This is a genomic window from Rhizobiaceae bacterium, from assembly GCA_023953845.1.
Lineage (GTDB): Bacteria > Pseudomonadota > Alphaproteobacteria > Rhizobiales > Rhizobiaceae > Arvimicrobium.
Genome location: JAMLJC010000001.1, coordinates 2,199,903 through 2,218,412, shown reverse-complemented (window position 1 = coordinate 2,218,412; position 18,510 = coordinate 2,199,903). Strand labels below are relative to the sequence as shown.

The 18,510-nt window shown below is 66.0% G+C and carries 19 protein-coding genes; 3 read left to right on the top strand and 16 right to left on the bottom strand.

What is annotated here, in order from left to right; genetic code table 11:
* Positions 1 to 25: 25 nt before the first annotated feature.
* The 4 genes from nusA to M9955_10805 all read right to left on the bottom strand — a co-directional run bounded on the left by nusA (position 26) and on the right by M9955_10805 (position 3,110).
* Complete coding sequence (nusA, locus tag M9955_10820; protein MCO5082134.1) at positions 26 to 1,618, bottom strand: transcription termination factor NusA; 1,593 nt, start codon at positions 1,616 to 1,618, stop codon at positions 26 to 28.
* A 51-nt stretch (positions 1,619 to 1,669) separates the two neighbouring features.
* Entirely contained in the window at positions 1,670 to 2,290 is a 621-nt protein-coding gene (gene rimP, locus M9955_10815; GenBank protein ID MCO5082133.1) for a ribosome maturation factor RimP, read from the bottom strand.
* A 132-nt stretch (positions 2,291 to 2,422) separates the two neighbouring features.
* On the bottom strand, positions 2,423 to 2,815 hold the full coding sequence (locus M9955_10810) for a type II toxin-antitoxin system VapC family toxin (GenBank protein MCO5082132.1): 393 nt from the start codon (positions 2,813 to 2,815) through the stop codon (positions 2,423 to 2,425).
* A gap of 10 nt (positions 2,816 to 2,825) precedes the next feature.
* Positions 2,826 to 3,110, bottom strand: a complete 285-nt coding sequence (locus M9955_10805) for a type II toxin-antitoxin system VapB family antitoxin (protein MCO5082131.1) — start codon at positions 3,108 to 3,110, stop codon at positions 2,826 to 2,828.
* Positions 3,111 to 3,223: 113 nt separating this feature from the next.
* Here M9955_10805 and M9955_10800 point away from each other — a divergent pair, with 113 nt between their 5' ends.
* Positions 3,224 to 3,382, top strand: coding sequence for a hypothetical protein (locus M9955_10800; GenBank protein ID MCO5082130.1), 159 nt, complete (start codon positions 3,224 to 3,226; stop codon positions 3,380 to 3,382).
* 61 nt (positions 3,383 to 3,443) lie between these two features.
* Here the strand turns inward: M9955_10800 and M9955_10795 are convergent, their stop codons facing one another.
* The 4 genes from M9955_10795 to M9955_10780 all read right to left on the bottom strand — a co-directional run bounded on the left by M9955_10795 (position 3,444) and on the right by M9955_10780 (position 7,776).
* Positions 3,444 to 4,988 carry a tripartite tricarboxylate transporter permease gene (locus tag M9955_10795; protein ID MCO5082129.1) on the bottom strand — a complete coding sequence of 515 codons (1,545 nt, stop codon included), beginning with the start codon at positions 4,986 to 4,988 and terminating at the stop codon, positions 3,444 to 3,446.
* Between the two features lie 19 nt (positions 4,989 to 5,007).
* Positions 5,008 to 5,493, bottom strand: coding sequence for a tripartite tricarboxylate transporter TctB family protein (locus tag M9955_10790; protein MCO5082128.1), 486 nt, complete (start codon positions 5,491 to 5,493; stop codon positions 5,008 to 5,010).
* Entirely contained in the window at positions 5,490 to 6,434 is a 945-nt protein-coding gene (locus M9955_10785; GenBank protein MCO5082127.1) for a tripartite tricarboxylate transporter substrate binding protein, read from the bottom strand. Before M9955_10785 ends, M9955_10790 begins: the two co-directional genes overlap by 4 nt.
* A gap of 295 nt (positions 6,435 to 6,729) precedes the next feature.
* Positions 6,730 to 7,776 (bottom strand): ABC transporter substrate-binding protein, encoded by a 1,047-nt coding sequence (locus tag M9955_10780; protein MCO5082126.1) that lies wholly within the window; start codon positions 7,774 to 7,776, stop codon positions 6,730 to 6,732.
* A gap of 96 nt (positions 7,777 to 7,872) precedes the next feature.
* Here M9955_10780 and M9955_10775 point away from each other — a divergent pair, with 96 nt between their 5' ends.
* Positions 7,873 to 8,547, top strand: coding sequence for a response regulator transcription factor (locus M9955_10775; GenBank protein ID MCO5082125.1), 675 nt, complete (start codon positions 7,873 to 7,875; stop codon positions 8,545 to 8,547).
* Positions 8,544 to 9,929, top strand: coding sequence for a sensor histidine kinase N-terminal domain-containing protein (locus M9955_10770; GenBank protein MCO5082124.1), 1,386 nt, complete (start codon positions 8,544 to 8,546; stop codon positions 9,927 to 9,929). The genes M9955_10775 and M9955_10770 overlap by 4 nt, the downstream gene beginning before the upstream one ends.
* 34 nt (positions 9,930 to 9,963) lie before the next feature.
* Here the strand turns inward: M9955_10770 and M9955_10765 are convergent, their stop codons facing one another.
* The 8 genes from M9955_10765 to miaB form a co-directional block, all read right to left on the bottom strand.
* Positions 9,964 to 10,665, bottom strand: coding sequence for a tRNA (guanine(46)-N(7))-methyltransferase TrmB (locus tag M9955_10765; protein MCO5082123.1), 702 nt, complete (start codon positions 10,663 to 10,665; stop codon positions 9,964 to 9,966).
* A gap of 19 nt (positions 10,666 to 10,684) precedes the next feature.
* Entirely contained in the window at positions 10,685 to 11,989 is a 1,305-nt protein-coding gene (gene metK / locus M9955_10760) for a methionine adenosyltransferase (protein MCO5082122.1), read from the bottom strand.
* Positions 11,990 to 12,121: 132 nt separating this feature from the next.
* On the bottom strand, positions 12,122 to 12,535 hold the full coding sequence (locus M9955_10755; GenBank protein MCO5082121.1) for a helix-turn-helix transcriptional regulator: 414 nt from the start codon (positions 12,533 to 12,535) through the stop codon (positions 12,122 to 12,124).
* 126 nt (positions 12,536 to 12,661) lie between these two features.
* The gene (gene lnt / locus M9955_10750; GenBank protein ID MCO5082120.1) at positions 12,662 to 14,251 is read right to left on the bottom strand and encodes an apolipoprotein N-acyltransferase; all 1,590 of its coding nucleotides are present in this window, start codon (positions 14,249 to 14,251) and stop codon (positions 12,662 to 12,664) included.
* Between the two features lie 104 nt (positions 14,252 to 14,355).
* Positions 14,356 to 15,444 carry a hemolysin family protein gene (locus tag M9955_10745; GenBank protein ID MCO5082119.1) on the bottom strand — a complete coding sequence of 363 codons (1,089 nt, stop codon included), beginning with the start codon at positions 15,442 to 15,444 and terminating at the stop codon, positions 14,356 to 14,358.
* A gap of 27 nt (positions 15,445 to 15,471) precedes the next feature.
* Positions 15,472 to 15,984 (bottom strand): rRNA maturation RNase YbeY, encoded by a 513-nt coding sequence (ybeY, locus tag M9955_10740; GenBank protein ID MCO5082118.1) that lies wholly within the window; start codon positions 15,982 to 15,984, stop codon positions 15,472 to 15,474.
* A gap of 9 nt (positions 15,985 to 15,993) precedes the next feature.
* Positions 15,994 to 16,986: a PhoH family protein gene (locus tag M9955_10735; GenBank protein ID MCO5082117.1), complete on the bottom strand. Its 993-nt coding sequence runs from the start codon at positions 16,984 to 16,986 to the stop codon at positions 15,994 to 15,996.
* A gap of 72 nt (positions 16,987 to 17,058) precedes the next feature.
* Positions 17,059 to 18,405, bottom strand: a complete 1,347-nt coding sequence (miaB, locus tag M9955_10730; GenBank protein ID MCO5082116.1) for a tRNA (N6-isopentenyl adenosine(37)-C2)-methylthiotransferase MiaB — start codon at positions 18,403 to 18,405, stop codon at positions 17,059 to 17,061.
* Positions 18,406 to 18,510 lie beyond the last annotated feature (105 nt).

Here is an 18,510-nt window from a genome sequence, read left to right as displayed (position 1 = left end):
AAGGACGTCTCCGCGCCGGTTCATCTCAGGCGCCGACGGCTTCGGCGTCTTCGTCCTCGGCGGCGAGATCATCCTCGTTGATCCAGCCAGCCTTGAGACGCGCCGCCAAAATCATCTGCTCGGCATCGGCCTTGCTCAGGCCGAACTCGTCGAGAACGCCCTTGTAGGTCTTGGTCTCGCCGTCCTTGCGCTCCTTCCAGCCGACGAGGTCGTCGGATGCGTAGCCGGCGAAATCCTCGATCGTCTTGACGCCGTCCTCGCCGAGCTTGACCATCATGGCGGTGGTGATGCCCGGAATGTCGCGCAGTTCGTCCTTGACGCCCAGCTTGGTGCGCGCGGCGTCGTGCTCCGCCTCGATCTTCTCCAGATAGTCGCGGGCGCGGTTTTGGATTTCCGTGGCGGTGTCCTCGTCGAAGCCGTCGATGGAGGAAATCTCGCCCTGGTCGACGTATGCCACTTCCTCGACGCTGGTGAAGCCCTCTGAGGCCAGCACCTGGGCGACCATCTCGTCCACGTCCAGCGCATCCATGAAGAGCTTCGAGCGGTCGACGAATTCCTTCTGGCGGCGCTGCGACTCCTCTTCCTCCGTCAGGATGTCGATGTCCCAGCCGGTGAGCTGCGAGGCGAGACGCACGTTCTGGCCGCGACGGCCGATGGCCAGCGAGAGCTGATCGTCCGGCACCACCACCTCGATCTTCTCCGCGTCCTCGTCCAGCACCACCTTGGCCACCTCGGCCGGCTGCAGCGCATTGACGATGAAGGAGGCCGCGTTGGGCGACCACGGGATGATGTCGATCTTCTCGCCCTGCAACTCGCCGACGACAGCCTGAACGCGGCTGCCGCGCATGCCGACGCAGGCGCCGACCGGGTCGATCGAGGAGTCGCGGCTGATGACGGCGATCTTGGCGCGGCTGCCAGGGTCGCGGGCCACCGACTTGATCTCGATGATGCCGTCGTAGATTTCCGGCACTTCCATGGTGAACAGCTTCGCCATGAACTGCGGATGGGTGCGCGACAGGAAAATCTGCGGGCCGCGCTGCTCGCGCCGCACGTCGTAGACATAGGCGCGCACGCGGTCGCCGTACTTGTAGTTCTCGCGGGGGATCAGCTCGTCGCGGCGGATGATCGCCTCGCCGCGTCCGAGATCGACGATGACGTTGCCGTATTCGACGCGCTTCACCGTGCCGTTGACGATCTCGCCGATGCGATCCTTGTATTCGTCGAACTGCCGGTCACGCTCGGCCTCGCGCACCTTCTGCACGATCACCTGCTTGGCCGACTGGGCGGCGATGCGGCCGAAATCCATCGGCGGAAGCTGCTCGGCGATAAAGTCGCCCGGCTCGGCGTCGGGATTGCGGCGGCGGGCATCCTCGACGGAGATCTGCTTGTCGTAGTCCTCGACCGTCTCGACGACTTCCATCAGCCGCTGCAGCTTCATCTCGCCGGTGTTCGGGTTGATGTCGGCGCGGATGTTGGTCTCCTGGCCGTAGCGCGAGCGCGCGGCCTTCTGGATCGCATCGGCCATGGCGGCGATCACGATCTGCTTGTCGATCGACTTCTCGCGCGCGACCGCATCGGCGATCTGCAGCAGCTCAAGCCTGTTCGCACTGACTGCCATTTTCATCTCCCTGACAGTTCACAGGCACTCACGGCGCCCGCATCTTCCGGTTCATTCCGCGTCGTCGGCCGCTTCTTCGGCCTCGCCGCGATGCTTCTTCGCTTCCTTGCGCGCCCGGTTATCCTTCGACAGAGCGTCACGGATCAGGTCGTCGGTCAGCACCAGCCGCGCCTCGGAGATCGCCTCGAAAGGCACCTTCACGGTCGGCGCCTCGCCATAGGCGGGCTGGTCGCGGGTGATCTCGACGCCGTCATCGTCGGCCGCCGCGATCTTTCCGCGGAAGCGCTTGCGGTCGCCGACGAGGATCGAGGTCTCGACCTTCACCAAATGACCCTGCCACGCGGCGAAATCCGACTTCCGCACCAGCGGCCGGTCGATGCCCGGCGATGAAACCTCGAGGTGATACTGCTTCTCGATCGGGTCCTCGACGTCGAGCACCGGCGACAGCGCCCGGCTGATTTCCTCGCAGCCCTCGACGTCCATGGTACCGTCTTCGCGTTCGGCCATGATCTGCAATGTCAGACCGTTCTGCCCTAACAGGCGGACGCGGACGAGCCGGTAGCCGATCCCGCGCAGCACCGGGCCGACGATCAGCGCGATGCGCGCATCGATGCCGCTCTCGCGGATGATGCGGTCGTCGCCTGCGTCGTGCGCCACTGCCTGCTCGTTCATCGAATCTCCGGAACGGGAGGCCGGGTAACAAAAAAGAGCGGGACCGGGTGGACCCACTCTTCGTCATACCGACCAAGAATTTGAAGCTGATATAGATCGTCGGCGAGGAAAGTGCAAGGAGGTTGCGCGCCGTCAGGCCATGTCCGTCCGGGCGAAGTCGTTCCCTTTGTAGAGAAGAGGGATATTCAGGTTCCTGGCGCAGGCATAGGACAGGCAATCCGCGAGGTTGAGCTGGGCAGGATGGCCGCGCCCCTTGCCGTATAGCGAAAACGCCTCGATGGCCAATTTGCATTCCGCCGCGCCGATCGGCGAAATCACGATGCCGAAACGCTCCAAGAAGCGGAGCACCACGGATTCAATCCTGAGTGGTTCGAGTCGAAGCTTGCTGGAAAGCCTCATGACCGACTCGAGCATGACGACCGCGGACGTCGCCTTGGTCTCGGCGGTCCTCAACAGCTCCAACCACTGTTCCGCGTCGTCTTCGTCGGAAAGGATCGCCACAACAACGGAACTGTCGACGAACATGGATCGGACCCTAATCGTGCCCCCACATCGCGTCTATCTCCTCCTTGGTCATATCCCGTCCGCCGGGCTTCGCCATATCGCGAAGCTCCTTCACCAGATCGGCGACGCCAAGTTTCGTTGATGAACTGGCCGATTCGCGCTTCAACTCGGCCTCCAGCGCCCCGATGACGGCTTCCGTCATCGTCACATTGCGTCGGGCGGCGAGCTTTTCCGCCAATTCCCGCGCTTTCGGGTCCCTGATCTGCAGGTTCATGTCGCGCTCCATGATGTCATGACAATATAGCATACGCGTCATGACGACGCCATGCGCCTGTGGCATGCCTGCCGTGCGCTTTTGCCTCTGACACAAGCCTTCGCGCGATCCTATCTTTGTTGCGGTGCACAATGGCACCGGAAAGACAGGAACACATGTCCAGCAAGCCCAGCGCCCTTCGCCAGTTCTTCGCGGTCGTTGGCGATGCGGTAGCCGTTTCGGCTGCCGTCCGCATCGGCAGGCAGCCGGCAGCGCACAATCTCCGCGGCCTCGGCATCGACCCGAAGCGTTTTCGCGAGATCCGCCTGCACTAGGCGGAAACGGCGTATGACATCGGCGCGGGTACAAGCACCCCGCGCCCTGTGCCGTTTCGCATCAATCCGTATCGCCGGCGATCTGGGCGAGCATCTTGCCCTTGCCGCGATAGCGCAGATACATGGGCAGGAACACGGCCGTCAGCGCCAGCACCCATAGCAGCACCGCGATCCAAGAGTGGAACAGCGCCAGCGGGTTGCCCTGGCTGATCTGCAGCGCCTGACGCAGGCTCTTCTCCGCCATAGGCCCGAGGATAAGACCGACCACCACCGGCGCGATCGGATAGTGGAAGCGGCGCAGTACGTAGCCGAGGATGCCGAAAAGCATCAGCAGGCCCAGCCCGAACGATATCGGAACCCCGAACAGCGAATAGGTCGAGCCGTCGGCGCCGATGGTGCCGAGCGTGGCGAAGACCAGGATGCCGCCATAGAGCCACGGCTTCGGGATCGTCAGCAGCTTCACCCACAGCCCGATCAGCGGCAGGTTCAGCACCAGAAGCATGAGGTTGGCCACCAGCAGGCTGGCGATCAGGCCCCAGACCAGCGGCGCATTGCTGATGAAGAGCAGCGGCCCCGGCTGCAGGCCGAATTGCTGGAAGCCGGCGAGCATGATCGCCGCCGTGGCCGTCGTCGGCAGACCGAGCGTCAGCAGCGGCACCAGCGTGCCGGCGGCCGACGCGTTGTTCGCCGCCTCGGGTCCCGCGACGCCCTCGATGGCGCCATGGCCGAACTCCTCCGGATGCCTCGAGAAATTGCGTTCCGCCGAGTAGGACAGGAAGCTCGACACGTCGGCGCCGCCGGCCGGCATGGCGCCGATCGGAAAGCCGATCGCCGTGCCGCGCAGCCACGGTTTCCAGGAGCGCTTCCAGTCCTCCTTCGTCATCATCACCGAGCCCTTGACCGCTTCGATCTTCTCGTCGGCGAGATGCTTCGCGGACACCACCGCCAGCGTCTCGCCTATGGCGAAGAGCGCCACGGCCAGAGTCGTCACCGAAATGCCGTCGAAGAGGTTCGGTAGCCCCATGGCGAGCCGGGTCTGCCCGGTAAGCTGGTCGATGCCGATCAGGCCCAGCGCCAGCCCAATGAAGAGCGAGGTGAGCCCGCGCAGGGTGGAATCGCCGAAGGCGGCTGAAACGGTCATGAAGGCCAGCAGCATCAGGCCGAAATACTCCGCCGGGCCGAAGGACAGCGCGAATTTCACCACCGAAGGCGCGATGAAGGCCAGCCCCAGCGTGGCGATCAGGCCGGCGATGAAGGAGCCTATGGCGGCTGTGGCGAGCGCCGGGCCGCCGCGCCCCTTGCGCGCCATCTTGTTGCCTTCCAGCGCGGTGACGATGGAGGCGCTCTCGCCCGGCGTGTTGAGCAGGATCGACGTGGTCGAGCCGCCATACATGCCGCCATAATAGATGCCCGCGAACATGATGAGCGAACCGGCCGGATCGAGCTTGTAGGTGACCGGCAGGAGCAGCGCGACGGTCAGCGCCGGCCCGATGCCCGGCAGCACACCGACGGCGGTGCCGAGCGTCACGCCGATCAGCGCGTAAAGCAGGTTCGACCATTGCATGGCCGTCAGGAGGCCCTGACCAAGCAGCTCGAACGTGTTCATGCCCACTCCCCAGAACAGTCTAGAACAGTTTCTCGAGCGGCCCGGCGGGAAGACTGAGCTGCAGGCCCTTGGCGAAGATGAACCAGACTATGAACGCGAAGACGATGCCGGCCGGCACCGTAAGATAGAGCGGTCCGCGCCCGAAGCCTTTTGCCGTCGCGGCGAAGAGCAGGCCGGTGGCGATGGAGAAGCCGACCGTCTTCATGGTCAGCATCTGGATCGCCAGCCCGCCGATGATCCATGCCATGGGCGCGATCGCCTGCGGCTCGCGCTCGGGAAAATCGCCGCGCCAGCCTTCGATGGCGGTCAGCACGCCGAGCCCGAACAGGCCGATGGCGATGATGTACGGGAAGGTCTTCGGTCCTACCGGAGAATAGCCGGCGACGCTTCCGGTCTGCGATGTCGAATAAGCGATGGCGATCGCGGCGAGCACCAGAAGCGCCGCGATGACAAGCGCCGCCCTGTCGGGGCGGCGCTGTCCGTTCGAGCGCTCGACGTCGCTCATTTCACCAGACCGATGTCTTTCAGGATGCCGGCGGTAGCCTCCGTATCCTTCTTGAGCTGCTCGGCGAAGGCGTCGCCGGCCAGATAGGTGTTGGCCCAGCCCTTGTCGGTCAGCGTCTTCTGCCACGTCGCCGAGTTCACCATCTTCTCGATGTCAGCGATGATGGCGGCCTTCTGCTCGTCGGTGATGCCGGGCGCGGCGGCGACCATGCGCCAGTTCTGGATGGAGACGTCGACGCCGCCCTCCTTGTAGGTCGGCGCGTCGATGCCCGGGACCCGCTCGTCCGACGAGATGCCGATGACGCGCAGCGTGCCGGCCTTCACCTGCTCGGCGAATTCGCCGTAGCCGGAAATGCCGACCGTCACCTGGTTGCCGAGGATCGCGGCCAGCGCCTCGCCGCCGCCGGAGAAGGCGATATAGTTGACCTTGGTCGGATCGACGCCGGACGCCTTGGCGATCAGGCCGGCCGTGATGTGATCCGTGCCGCCGGCCGAACCGCCGCCCCAGGACACCGAGCCTGGATCGGCTTTCAGCTTCTCGACCAGACCGGCCATGTCCTTGATGTCGGAGGCAGCAGGAACGACGATCGCCTCGTACTCGCCGGTGAGGCGCGCGATCGGCGTCACCTGATCGAGCGTGACCGGCGAATTGTTGGTGAGGATCGCGCCGACCATCACATAGCCGCCGACGATGAGCTGGGTGGGATCGCCGCCGGCCTGGTTGACGAACTGCGCGAGACCGATGGTGCCGCCGGCGCCCGGAACGTTGGTCACCTGCACGCTGTCCGAGATCTTTTCGTCCTGCAGCGCGCTCTGCATGGAGCGGGCGGTCTGGTCCCAGCCGCCGCCCGGGGCCGCCGGCGCCATGATCTTGTAGTCGGCGGCCATGGCCGGCAGGGCAAGCGCCGCGCTGATGATCGATGCCCAAAGGAATTTCTTCATCGTTCGATGTCTCCCGTTTGTCGCCGGCATCTGGAGCTGCCGGACGATCGATGCCGGCCTCGCGCGAGACGCGCTTGCCGGAGTTGCTGCGGCCAGGGATCAGGATGACATCGGACCAAAACCGGCACCGCGCGCACAGCGCGACCGAGAATGTCCGAAAGCTGCTCCTCCCACCGGTGCGATCCGGCCGCCTCCAACAGCCGGAACCCGCATTGAAACTAGCGCGCCAAGCTGACATCTGCCTGACACTTCCCGATGATGCCCGACATCGCCGATCATTTCTACTGGCGGATTTCTATTGTCCGCGCAGCGCCTCGTTCCAGCGCTTGATCATGCGCGAGCGCTTGACCTGGTCGAGATAGACCATGAGGCCCGGGCTCACCGGCACGGGCCTCAGTTGCGCGCCCATCGCAGCCTGCATGGAGTTCGCGGTGTTGTCGCCCGACACGTCCGGGTTGACGGCGGCGATATGGAGCTCCCGCGCCATCAGGCTCTGACCTTCGGCCGACATCATGTACTCCAGATAGCGCCGGCCGAGATCAGGCTCCCGCGCCGCCTTCGGCACCAGCCCGATACGCGACATGACGATGGTGTAGTCCTTCGGCAGGACGATGCCGATGTCGGGGTCACGCGCCGCCCAGTCCGCGGCATAGGAACCGACGATGTTGTAGCCCAGCACGAAGCGGCCGTCGGCAATGCGTTCGAGGATGGCCGAGCTCGTCGAATAGAGCTTTACGCCCGCGCCGCCCATGGCGCGCACGACGGACCAGATATCGGGAAACTGCTCCTGATCGCGGGACATGAACATGAAGCCGACGCCGGAGCGTTCTATGTCGTAGGTGGCGATGCGGCCGAAAACGCGGTCGCCCTGCTCCTTGAGATAGCCGACGAACTGCCCGCGCGTGGCCGGCGGCGGAGCCTCGCGGAAGCTCGGCTTGTGGTAGACGAAGACGGCCGGCTCGAAGGTCAGCGCATAGGCGGTGTTGCGCCAGTTCGCCCAGCGCGGCCAGCGGGCGCTCATCGGCAGCTCGCTTTCCTGCGCATAGCCGTCATTGGCGAGCTTCACCTGAAGATCCATCGCCGAGGAGAAGGCGAGATCGGCGGTCGGCCGCCCGGCATCCGTCTCGGCGACGATGCGGTCGTAGATATCGGAGGTGAGCAGCTCCTCGTAGCGCACGGCGACATCGGGATTCGCCGCCTGGAAGCCGGCGACGATCGGTTTCGCGACGGGCGTGTCGAGGGCCGAATAGACGGTGAGCACCCGGCCGCCCTGATTGCCGTCGAGCGCCGGGAAGACCGTTTCCTCCGCTTTCGCGGTTGAGGCGATCGAAAACAGCAGCATGGCGGCGGCAAGACGGCGCATGGCCGTCAGCATGCCCCGCCCGGCTCTTGTTCACAACAGCGGCGATGGCGGATAGAGTCGCGCCGGGAGGACACGTTGCGCATCCTGATCGTGGAAGACAGTGCGGCGCTGGCCGGCGGCCTAGCCGCCGTGCTCAAGGGCGGCGGCTACGCCGTGGACGCCGTCGGCGACGGAGCCTCGGCGCTCGCCGTGCTTGCCGCCGAGCGCTTCGACCTCGTCATCCTCGACCTCAACCTTCCCGACATGGACGGACTCGAGGTGCTGAAAGCCCTGCGGGGGCGCGCGATGCAGGCGAGCGTGCTCGTGCTGTCGGCGCGCGGCGAGCTGGAGGACCGCGTGCGCGGCCTCGACCTCGGCGCCGACGACTATCTGACCAAGCCGTTCGACGTCGACGAACTGGAGGCGCGGGTGCGCACGCTGCTGCGCCGGCAGGCCGGGCTGAAATCCGCCGTGCTTTCGCACGGATCGATCACGCTCGACCTCAACACGCGCTCGTTCATGTCGCAGGGTTCGCCGCTCGACATGCCGGCGCGCGAGCGCAGCCTGCTGGAGACGCTGTTCGTGCGCGCCGGCAAGGTGGTGCCGAAGCAGGCGATCATCGAATCCCTCGCCAGCTTCGACGACGATCTGAGCGCCAACGCCATCGAGCAGTACGTCAGCCGGCTGCGCAAGCGGCTGGCGCCTTACGGCCTGACGGTGCGGACGGCGCGCGGCATCGGCTACTATCTCGAAGCCGCGAAGCCGGAATGAAGCGGCGGGCGGGCGCGTATTCCCTCCGCCGCCGGCTGCTGGCGCTGTTGCTGGCGCCGCTGATCGTCATCGGCCTCGTCGCGCTCATCGATTCCTACCGCGAGGCGGACAGGACGGCGGACGCCGTTTCCGACCGCGTGCTTGCCGGCTCGGCGCTGGCGATCGCCGAACGCGTGGTGGTGGGCGAGAACGGCCGGCTTGAGGTCGACGTGCCCTATGTGGCGCTGGAGATGCTGACCTCGGCCGCGCAGGATCGCGTCTTCTACCGCGTCGACGGCCCGCCCGGCACGTTCATCACCGGCTATCAGGATCTCCCGACCGTCGGCGCCCCCGCCCGCGAGACGACGGCCTTCGCCGACGCTTCGTTTCAGGGCGAGCAGATCCGCGTGGCCGCGCTCGCCCGCTCGGCCTCGACCGGCGCGAGTTCGATTCCCTATGTCGTCACGGTCGCTGAGACGACCATCGCGCGTGCGCAGCTCACCCGCACCATCCTGATCCGTTCCGCCATCCGGCTCGGCGCGCTGATCGTCTGCGCGGCCGCGCTGGTGTGGGTCGCCGTCAGCGTTTCGCTGCGGCCGCTCTACCGCATGCGCGACGCGATCGCGGAACGCAGCCCGGACGACCTCCAGCCCATCGACCAGGCCGTGCCCTCCGAGGTGCTGGGTCTGGTGGAAACGGTCAATTCCTTCATGGCCCGGCTGGGCTCGGCGCTGGCCGCCATGCGCAACTTCACCGGAAACGCCAGCCATCAGTTGCGCACGCCGATGGCCATCGTCCGCACGCAGCTCGCGCTCGCCGCGCGGGCGCCCACGGTGGAAGCGGCGCGGCAGGCGGCGCAGGCCGGCGACGAAGCCGTAGCGCATGCCGAGCGCGTGCTGTCGCAACTGCTTCTTCTGGCGCGAATCGATGCCGCCGATTCGGAGCGGCTTGCCGCCTTCGAGACACTCGACCTGACCGCGCTGGCCCGCGAGCGGACGGTCGAACATTTCATGCGCGCCCGGAACGAAAACGTCGATCTCGGCTTCGAAGGCGACGACTCCTGCATGATCCGGGGCGACATGCTGCTCCTTGGCGAGCTTCTCGACAATCTCATCGGCAACGCCATCGCCTATGCGGGAGCCGGCGCGGAAGCGACGGTCGCCGTGCGCCGCGAAGATGGCGTGGCGCTGACGGTCGAGGACAACGGGCCCAGCCTTTCGCCGGAGGAGCGGAAACGCGTGCTGGAACGGTTCGCCCGTGGCTCAAGCAAGGCCGGCGCGGGTCTCGGCCTGCCGATCGTGGAAGAGATCACGCGGCTCTTCGGCGGCCGGCTCGACCTGGCCGAGGGACGCGAGGGGCACGGCTTGAAGGTCAGCGTGCGGTTTCCGGAAAGTATCGGATAGCCCCTCTCCGCCTCGCTTTGCGCGATCCTTCGGCTCAGCGCCGCCTGAATGTCAGATACGCCGGCCGACGCCTCTCGCGCAGCGCCTTGGCCTCGTAGCGCGTGCCGGGCCATGCCTCGTAGGGCGTATACCAGTCGGCAGCCGAGCGTGCCGTCCATTCAAAATCGGCATGCGCGCGGCAATGGAGCAGCGTCCAGTTCACATAGGTGTCGATATCGGACGCGAAATGGAAGAGCGCGCCCGGCTTCATCACCCGTACGAAGCGGTCGAGGTTCGTTTCGTTGACGAAACGACGCTTCCAGTGCCGCTTCTTCGGCCATGGATCTGGATAGAGAAGGTCGATCCCGTCGATGGAGGACGCCGGCAGCCAGTCGAGCAATTGCGTCGCGTCATCGTCATATATGCGGAGATTGGGCAAGGGCTCGGCGGCCAGCGCCACCATCAATTTCGCCATGCCATTGACGAAGGGCTCGACCCCGATGAAGCCGATATCCGGCTGCCGCCGCGCCTCATGCAGAAGGTGCTCGCCGCCGCCGAAGCCGATCTCCAGCCAGACACGCGATACCGGAGCCGAGAAGAGCGCGCGTATGTCCTGCGGCGCGTCGTTCTTCAGTTCGACGCGGTAGTGCGGAAGCTGCTCCGCCAGCGCGCTGGCAGGGGCGGAGCGTATCGACTTGCCGTGACGCCGGCCGAAAAAGGCCTCCGTCGAGCGCTGGCGCCGGGTTTCTTCCGTCATTGCGGCGCCGCTGCCGCGATCAGGCGGCAAGCGCCTGCTTGATCGGCTTCACCAGATCGGTCTTCTCCCAGGAGAAGGAACCGTCGCGGCCCGGCTTGCGGCCAAAATGGCCGTAGGCCGTCGTCTTGGCGTAGATCGGCTTGTTCAGGTCGAGGTGCCGGCGGATGCCCGAGGGCGACAGGTCCATGACCTCGCGCAGCGCCTTCTCCAGCGCCGCCTCGTCCACCTTGCCGGTGCCGTGCAGGTCGACATAGATCGACAGCGGCTGGGCCACGCCGATGGCGTAGGCGAGCTGGATGGTGCAGCGCTCGGCGAGCTTCGCCGCAACCACGTTCTTGGCGAGGTAGCGCGCCGCATAGGCGGCCGAGCGGTCGACCTTGGTCGTATCCTTGCCCGAGAACGCGCCGCCGCCATGCGGAGCCGCGCCGCCATAGGTGTCGACGATGATCTTGCGACCGGTCAGGCCGGCATCGCCGTCGGGACCGCCGATGACGAATTTTCCGGTTGGATTGATGTACCAGTTGCAGTCCTTGGCGATCTCCAGGTCGCCGAGCGCCTCGCGGATGAAGGGCTCGACCACCTTGCGCACCTTCCTGGAATCCCAGGACGAATCGAGATGCTGGGTGGACAGCACGATCTGCGTCACCGCCGCCGGCTTGCCGTCGACATATTTTACCGTGACCTGGCTCTTGGCGTCGGGGCCGAGCCTGCCGACATCGCCTACGCCCGCGCGGCGCGCCTTCGACAGCAGTTCGAGAATCTTGTGGCTGTAGTAGATCGGCGCCGGCATCAGGTCCGGCGTCTCGCTGCAGGCATAGCCGAACATGATGCCCTGGTCGCCCGCGCCCTCTGTGTTGGCGTCCTGCGCCTTGTCGACGCCCTGCGCAATGTCGGCCGACTGGGCATGCAGCAGCACGTCGATCTTCGCCGTCTTCCAGTGGAAGCCGCTCTGCTCGTAGCCGATATCGCGGATCGCCTTGCGCGCCACCGAGCGGAATTTCGAGGGATTGATGACGGGATGACCCTGCGCGTCCTTCAGCGGCTTGCCGTCCTTGCCCTTCTTGAGCAGCGTATCCGGCACGCGGACCTCGCCCGCGATGACGACGCGGTTGGTGGTCGCCAGCGTCTCGCAGGCGACGCGCACGTCCCATGCGTTCATGCCTGACTTCCTGGCTTCGCGGTAGACCAGATCGACTATCTCGTCGGAGATGCGGTCACACACCTTGTCGGGGTGACCTTCGGACACGGATTCGCTGGTGAAGAGATAGTTCTGGCGTGGCACGGGCTGTCCCTCTCGAAACGGATCTTTTGCGGCCGGACCCATCGGCGCGCCGTGTTAGCGAAACAAGCCAACCCGCGTCAAGGATCGCCATGCCGCAAAACCCTTTTGCCGCGGAATCTGAGTTCTCTCAGAAGGAAAATGTGCGAACGGGAGGGGCGGCCGCCGCCGGCGGCGTCACTCGTCCTCGTCTTCGGCGATGCTCTTGACGAGGTCGATGATCCGTCGCCGGGTTTTCGGATTGGTGATCTTGATGAAGGCGCGGTTGAGCGCGAGGCCCTCCGCCGTGGAGCAGAACTCCATCGCCATGGCGTTCGGCGCCTCTTCGGCGCGCAACGGCATGGACGTGCTTTCCCGGTTCGGCGCGTCCTCGAAGAAGAAGGCGACAGGCGTGCTCAGGATCGAGGCGATGTCCTGCAGGCGGCTGGCACCGACGCGGTTCGTGCCTTTTTCGTATTTCTGCACCTGCTGAAAGGTGATTCCCAGGCTTTCGCCGAGCTTCTCCTGACTCATGCCGAGCATGTTCCGGCGCAGCTTGATGCGGGCGCCCACATGCACATCGATCGGGTTGGGTTTCTTCACTCTGTCCATCTGCCTCCCCGGCTCGGCGGGTCGTTCCGTTGGTTGCAGTTGCAACCCGCTGCGCGCGCGGGCTGTATTTCCACTGGCCGCGAGACATGCGACGGCGCGCACTATGGGTTCGCGCAAGCCGTGCTGTCAATTCAGCCGGTCGCGCCTTGCAATGCGCAATCCCACGGAGGCCAGCGCGAAAACGCCGAGGATGATCAGTCCGTTCCGCGCAGGATCGCCGAGCGGCGGATTTCTGCGGTCGAGCTTCACCGAAGCGTCGATCGAGGCGCGCGCGTCGATGGCCAGCGCGTCGAGCACCTCGCCCCGCGAATCGATGACCGCGGAAATGCCGTTGTTGGCGGCGCGCAGCACCGGAATGCCGTTTTCCGCCGCGCGTATCTGCGCTTGCCGGAAATGCTGGTACGGGCCGGCCGTGTCGCCGAACCAGGCGTCGTTGGTCACGCTGACGATGACATTCGCGTTCCCGGCATCGGCCGCGACCAGTTCCGGAAAGATGATCTCGTAGCAGATGAAGGGCACGCCCCTTGCGCCGCCCGGCAGCGTGATCGCATGCCGCTCGGTGCCGGCGAAGAAGTCCAGCGGCAGCGCCACGACCTTCTGGAAGCCGAGGTCCTCAAGCGTCTCCTGGAACGGCAGATATTCGCCGAAGGGCACCAGGTGCACCTTGTCGACGGCATCGGCGATCTCGCCCGCGTCGTTGATCGCCACGACGGAATTGTAGTAGCGCGCCTCGCTTTCCGACGACGAGGCTCCCTCCTCGCGCACGACGCCGGCAAGCAGCATCTGGCCCGGCATCAGCAGTTCGCCGAGCGCCACCAGCGCGTCGGGCCGGTCGGTCAGCAGGAAGGGGATGGAGGTTTCCGGCCAGACGATCAGGTCGGGTCGCGCCCTGCCCTCGGCGGCCGGCGCGGCGGAAAGGTCGAGCAGGGTGCGGAAGATGCGGTCGCGCACGCCCTTGTCCCATTTCTCGCTCTGGTCGATCGACGGCTGCACGATCCTGACATTCAGGCCGGGCGCGTCCGCCGGAGCCGGCCGCGACAGCGCCCATTGGCCGAAGCCGGCATGCGCCGCGACCAGCAGCGCCGCGAGGGCGAAGCCGGGCGCGCGGTCCCGCCGCGCCGCCAGCAGGGCCGGTATGGCGAAGACGAACACCGACAGTACGTTCATACCCATCGAGCCGGCGACCGAGACGGACTGCATGAGCAGCGGAACAGGCATCGCCAGAAAGCCGACGGGGTTCCATGGAAAGCCTGTGAAAAGCACTGTCCGCAGCCACTCGGCAACGCCGAAGGCCATGGCGAGAGCGGCGATCCGTCCTACCCCTCCCGTCCAGACCAGCCGCGCCAGCACGGCGGCGAAGGCATAGAAGAAGGCAAGCAGCGCCGGCAGCCCGAGCACCGCCAGCGGCAGCGCCCAGGCGAACGCATCCGCTTCGACCAGCAGTGCGCCGCCGACCCACCAGAGACCCGCCAGAAAATAGCCGAAGCCGAACCACCAGCCGGTGGCGAAAACGGGGACGAGCCCGCGCAGCCGGCCGGCCGACGGGGAGGCCGTGGCGCCGTCCAGCAGCCAAACCAGAAGCGGAAACGAGACGAATCCCGCCGCGAAGAAATCGTAGGGCGCGTGGCCGAGGACGCCGAATGCCCCGGCCAGAAAGGCAACCAGCGTGCGCCGCCACCCCCACAGCAAAATGATCTTGCCGGCCAGGCGCTCCATGACAGGTCCGGATTGAGCGAATCAGAGGACCTAGCTGTACCAGCAACCCGGCGGGCGACCAATGCGGCGGCGCGTTCGCGGGTGACCGGAGATTTCCGGCCGGATCAACCGCTCGGCTGTTCGGCGGTCTGCGCCTTGCGGCGGCGCTCGCCGCGCAGGTCCTGCACGATGCGGACGCGCTTGACCCGGCGCGGATCGGCGTCGAGCACGTGAAACTCGAAACCGGGGATGGCCTGCACCACCTCGCCGCGGGCAGGCACGCGCCCCAGCGCGTTGAACAGCAGGCCGCCGATCGTATCGACCGACTCGGCATGCTCGCCGGCCGAGAAGGCGGCGCCGATCTTCTCCGCGACATCGTCGATCTCGGCCTTGGCGTCGACGACGAAGACGCCGTCGCCCGTCTGGGTGATCAGCGGCACGTCCTCGTCATGTTCGTCCTCGATGTCGCCGACGACCATCTCGACAAGGTCCTCAAGCGAGACGAGGCCATCAGTGCCGCCATACTCGTCTATCACCAGCGCCATCTGGATGCGCTGCGCCTGCATGCGCCCCATCAGGTCGGAGGCCAGCATGGAGGGCGGCACGAAGAGCACCGGGCGGATGAGATTCAGTTCGCCGATCGTCCTGGTCAGATCGACATTGCCGAGATCGAACGGCAGTTGCAACGCCGGCTGCGCTTCCGCCGACTCGCCAGCCGCCGCCTTCTTCGAACGGCGCGGCTTCTTCACGCGCGCCTGCCGCGTGATGTGGCCGAGCACGTCGCGGATGTGGACCATGCCGCGCGGGTCGTCCAGCGTCTCGGCGTAGACCGGCATGCGCGAATGTCCGGATTCCTCGAACAGTTCCATCAACTGGCCGAGCGTGGTCGAAAGTTCGATCGCCTCGATGTCGGCGCGCGGGATCATCGCGTCCTCGACGCGTTCCTCTCGCAGGCGCAATATGTTGTTGAGCATCGCCCGCTCGCCGGGCGAAAATGCCTCCGCATCGTCGTCCGCCTGGGTCTCGGCGAGAGCGTCGGCCAGCTCCTCCCTCAGGGAGGAGCCGTTTCGGTTGCGGAACAATCCGGCGAGGCGTCCCAGAAGGGACGGGCGTTCGGCAGACTGTTCCGCGCTTCTACTCGGCCCGTCTCCCGGTTTGGGGGACTGGGCGTCGCCGCCGGTTTCAAGCACCGGGGACTGGCTGGGTTCGTTCATCTCTTCTCGGCCAAAAACCGTTTCCTGTTACGCATAGGGATCGCCGATGGCAAGCCTTGCCAGCGCCCGCCTCTCAAGCTCCTCCATCTCCTCGGCCTCGTCGTCGCTCTCATGGTCGTAGCCCAGAAGATGCAGCATGCCATGCACGAGAAGATGACTGAGATGGTGCTCGAAAGGCTTTTCTTCCAGGGAAGCCTCCTTCGCGACCGTCTCAAAGGCAAGAACGATGTCGCCCAGCAAGGGCGGCAGGTCCCGGCTTCCACGGGTCACGGGAAAGGCCGGAAAGGACAGCACGTTGGTCGGCTTATCCTTGCCACGCCACCCGGCGTTGAGCTCGCGGATATGCGCATCGTCGGTGAAGACGAGGCTCACCTCGCTCTCCGCGCCCTTGATCCCGAGTTCGGCGATCGCGGCGCCGATAGCATGGTCGGCAATGACCCGAAGCGCCGTTTCGCCGGGCCAGTCGCCGGCCTCGACAAGCACGTCGCAGGCAAGACCCGCAGCGGCAGGCACGGCACTCTTTCCAGCGGCGGAAGCCATGGTTTCCGCTCAGTTCTCCACCGCGCCGCCGCGGGCGAGCTTCGCCTCACGGTCGTAGGCGGACACGATCTCGGCCACCAGCGGGTGGCGCACCACGTCCTTCTCGTTGAAGCGGACGGTGACGATGCCTGGAATGTCGGTGAGGATGCGCAACGCCTCGACCAGTCCCGACTTGGTGTTGGGCGGCAGGTCGATCTGGGACGGATCGCCGGTCACGATCATGCGCGAATTCTCGCCGAGACGCGTCAGGAACATCTTCATCTGCATCGGCGTCGTGTTCTGCGCCTCATCGAGGATGACAGCGGCATGCGCCAGCGTGCGGCCGCGCATGAAGGCGAGCGGCGCGATCTCGATGACCTCGGCCGCGATGGCGCGCTCCACCTTGTCGGCCGGCATCATGTCGTAAAGCGCGTCGTAGAGCGGACGCAGATAGGGATCGACCTTCTCCTTCATGTCGCCGGGCAGGAAGCCCAGCCGCTCGCCGGCCTCCACGGCCGGGCGTGACAGCACGATTCGCTCCACCATGCCGCGTTCGAGCAGCATGGCGGCATGCGCCACGGCGAGATAGGTCTTGCCTGTGCCGGCGGGGCCGATGCCGAACACCATCTCGGAGCGCTCCAGCGCCCGCATATAGGCGTCCTGGTTCTGCGAGCGGGCATAGATGGTGCGCCTGCGGGTCGAGATCTGCGCGGCGGCGACCTTGCCCTTCCGTTCGAGCGTCGGCAGCGTCAGCTGGTCATCGGCGGCGAGCGTCATGCGGATGGCGCCGTCGACATCCGACTGGGCGATGTTCGCGCCCTTTTGCAGGATGCCGTAGAGGTGGTCGAGCGCGCGCCGCGCCTGTTCGGCGGCGATGGCGTTGCCGCGGATGTTGAGCTGATTGCCGCGCGGGCGGATATCGACGCCGAGCTTCTGCTCAAGCCGCGCCAGATTCTCGTCGAACTGGCCGTAAAGGGCGCTCGCCAGCCTGTTGTTGTCGAAGGTGAGAACGATGTGCGCCATGTCCGATGCCCCTGCGGGCACGTTTTTCAGATCGGCAGCGGCGCTCAAAGGCTTCTCCTCGTCGGCGGCCATTCAGATGCGCTCGGCATGCAGGCTGTTGAAGCCGGCGCTCGTGATTCGTACCGGTACAATGTCACCGATTTCGCCGGCCGTTTCATCAACAATCACCGGCTGGAGCCAGGGCGACCGGCCTACCTTCTGCCCCGCCTGCCGCCCCGGCTTGTCGATCAGCAGATCGATCTCCTTGCCCACCATGCCGGTGACGAAAGCCTGCTGCTGCTCGACCAGCAGCGCCTGGAGCCGCTGGAGGCGCTCGTCCTTGACGCGTTCCTCGACCTGGTCGGGAAGATCCGCGCCTGGCGTGCCGGGACGCTGCGAATATTTGAAGGAGAAGGCCTGCGCGTAGACGACCTCGCGCACCAGCGCCAGCGTCGCCTCGAAATCGGCGTCCGTCTCGCCGGGGAAACCGACGATGAAGTCGCCGGACAGCGCCATGTCCGGCCGCACCGAGCGGATACGCTCCATGAGCTTCAGATAGTCGGCGGCCGTATGCTTGCGGTTCATCGCCTTCAGGATGCGGTCCGAGCCCGCCTGCACCGGCAGGTGCAGGTAGGGCATCAGCGTCGGCAGATCGCGATGCGCCTCGATCAGCGCGTCGTCCATGTCGCGCGGATGGCTGGTCGTGTAGCGCAGCCGCGCGATGCCGGGGATTTCGGCCAGCGCGAAAAGCAGCCGGCCGAGGCCCCACTCCCTGCCATCCGGCCCCTCGCCATGCCATGCGTTGACGTTCTGGCCGAGCAGCGTCACCTCGCGCACGCCGGCTTCAGCGAGCTTGCGCGCCTCGGCGACGATCTGCGAGACCGGCCGCGAGACCTCGGAACCGCGCGTATAGGGCACCACGCAGAAGGTGCAGAACTTGTCGCAGCCCTCCTGCACCGTCAGGAACGCGGTCACGCCGCGCTTGATGACCTCCGCCTTCCTCGGCTGCGGCAGATGCTCGAACTTGTCCTCGATGGCGTAATCCGTCTCGACCACCTTCTCGCCGCGCCTTGCCTTGCGCACGGCGTCCGGCAGGCGGTGATAGGTCTGCGGGCCGATGACCAGATCGACCACCGGCGAGCGACGGATGATCTCCTGCCCTTCCGCCTGCGCGACGCAGCCGGCAACGCCGATCACGGTTTCGAGCCCTGCTCCGGCCCGCTCGACCTTCAGCTTGCGGATGCGACCGAGTTCCGAATAAACCTTTTCGGCCGCCTTCTCGCGGATGTGGCAGGTGTTGAGCAGAACGAGGTCGGCTTCCTCGATGGCGTCCGTCGCGACATAGCCGTCCGCCGCCAGCGCATCGCCCATGCGCTGGGAATCGTAAACGTTCATCTGGCAGCCATAGGTCTTGACGAAGACCTTTTTGGGCGGGCGCATCGTCGCGACGGCTTCACCGGCTGCCGGTTCGCTTCCGGGCGCAATCGTGTCGTTCAACTCCATTGGCGGGCTTCTAGAGCAATTTGGTGACGGAATACAGACGAT

Excerpts from the sequence above, each read along its gene's own strand:
- nusA (MCO5082134.1), bottom strand. The coding sequence starts at position 1,618 with ATGGCAGTCAGTGCGAACAGGCTTGAGCTGCTGCAGATCGCCGATGCG.
- rimP (MCO5082133.1), bottom strand. The coding sequence starts at position 2,290 with ATGAACGAGCAGGCAGTGGCGCACGACGCAGGCGACGACCGCATCATC.
- M9955_10810 (MCO5082132.1), bottom strand. The coding sequence starts at position 2,815 with ATGTTCGTCGACAGTTCCGTTGTTGTGGCGATCCTTTCCGACGAAGAC.
- M9955_10805 (MCO5082131.1), bottom strand. The coding sequence starts at position 3,110 with ATGACGCGTATGCTATATTGTCATGACATCATGGAGCGCGACATGAAC.
- M9955_10800 (MCO5082130.1), top strand. The coding sequence starts at position 3,224 with ATGTCCAGCAAGCCCAGCGCCCTTCGCCAGTTCTTCGCGGTCGTTGGC.
- M9955_10795 (MCO5082129.1), bottom strand. The coding sequence starts at position 4,988 with ATGAACACGTTCGAGCTGCTTGGTCAGGGCCTCCTGACGGCCATGCAA.
- M9955_10790 (MCO5082128.1), bottom strand. The coding sequence starts at position 5,493 with ATGAGCGACGTCGAGCGCTCGAACGGACAGCGCCGCCCCGACAGGGCG.
- M9955_10785 (MCO5082127.1), bottom strand. The coding sequence starts at position 6,434 with ATGAAGAAATTCCTTTGGGCATCGATCATCAGCGCGGCGCTTGCCCTG.
- M9955_10780 (MCO5082126.1), bottom strand. The coding sequence starts at position 7,776 with ATGCTGCTGTTTTCGATCGCCTCAACCGCGAAAGCGGAGGAAACGGTC.
- M9955_10770 (MCO5082124.1), top strand. The coding sequence starts at position 8,544 with ATGAAGCGGCGGGCGGGCGCGTATTCCCTCCGCCGCCGGCTGCTGGCG.
- M9955_10765 (MCO5082123.1), bottom strand. The coding sequence starts at position 10,665 with ATGACGGAAGAAACCCGGCGCCAGCGCTCGACGGAGGCCTTTTTCGGC.
- metK (MCO5082122.1), bottom strand. The coding sequence starts at position 11,989 with ATGGGTCCGGCCGCAAAAGATCCGTTTCGAGAGGGACAGCCCGTGCCA.
- M9955_10755 (MCO5082121.1), bottom strand. The coding sequence starts at position 12,535 with ATGGACAGAGTGAAGAAACCCAACCCGATCGATGTGCATGTGGGCGCC.
- lnt (MCO5082120.1), bottom strand. The coding sequence starts at position 14,251 with ATGGAGCGCCTGGCCGGCAAGATCATTTTGCTGTGGGGGTGGCGGCGC.
- M9955_10745 (MCO5082119.1), bottom strand. The coding sequence starts at position 15,444 with ATGAACGAACCCAGCCAGTCCCCGGTGCTTGAAACCGGCGGCGACGCC.
- ybeY (MCO5082118.1), bottom strand. The coding sequence starts at position 15,984 with ATGGCTTCCGCCGCTGGAAAGAGTGCCGTGCCTGCCGCTGCGGGTCTT.
- M9955_10735 (MCO5082117.1), bottom strand. The coding sequence starts at position 16,986 with ATGGCGCACATCGTTCTCACCTTCGACAACAACAGGCTGGCGAGCGCC.
- miaB (MCO5082116.1), bottom strand. The coding sequence starts at position 18,405 with ATGCGCCCGCCCAAAAAGGTCTTCGTCAAGACCTATGGCTGCCAGATG.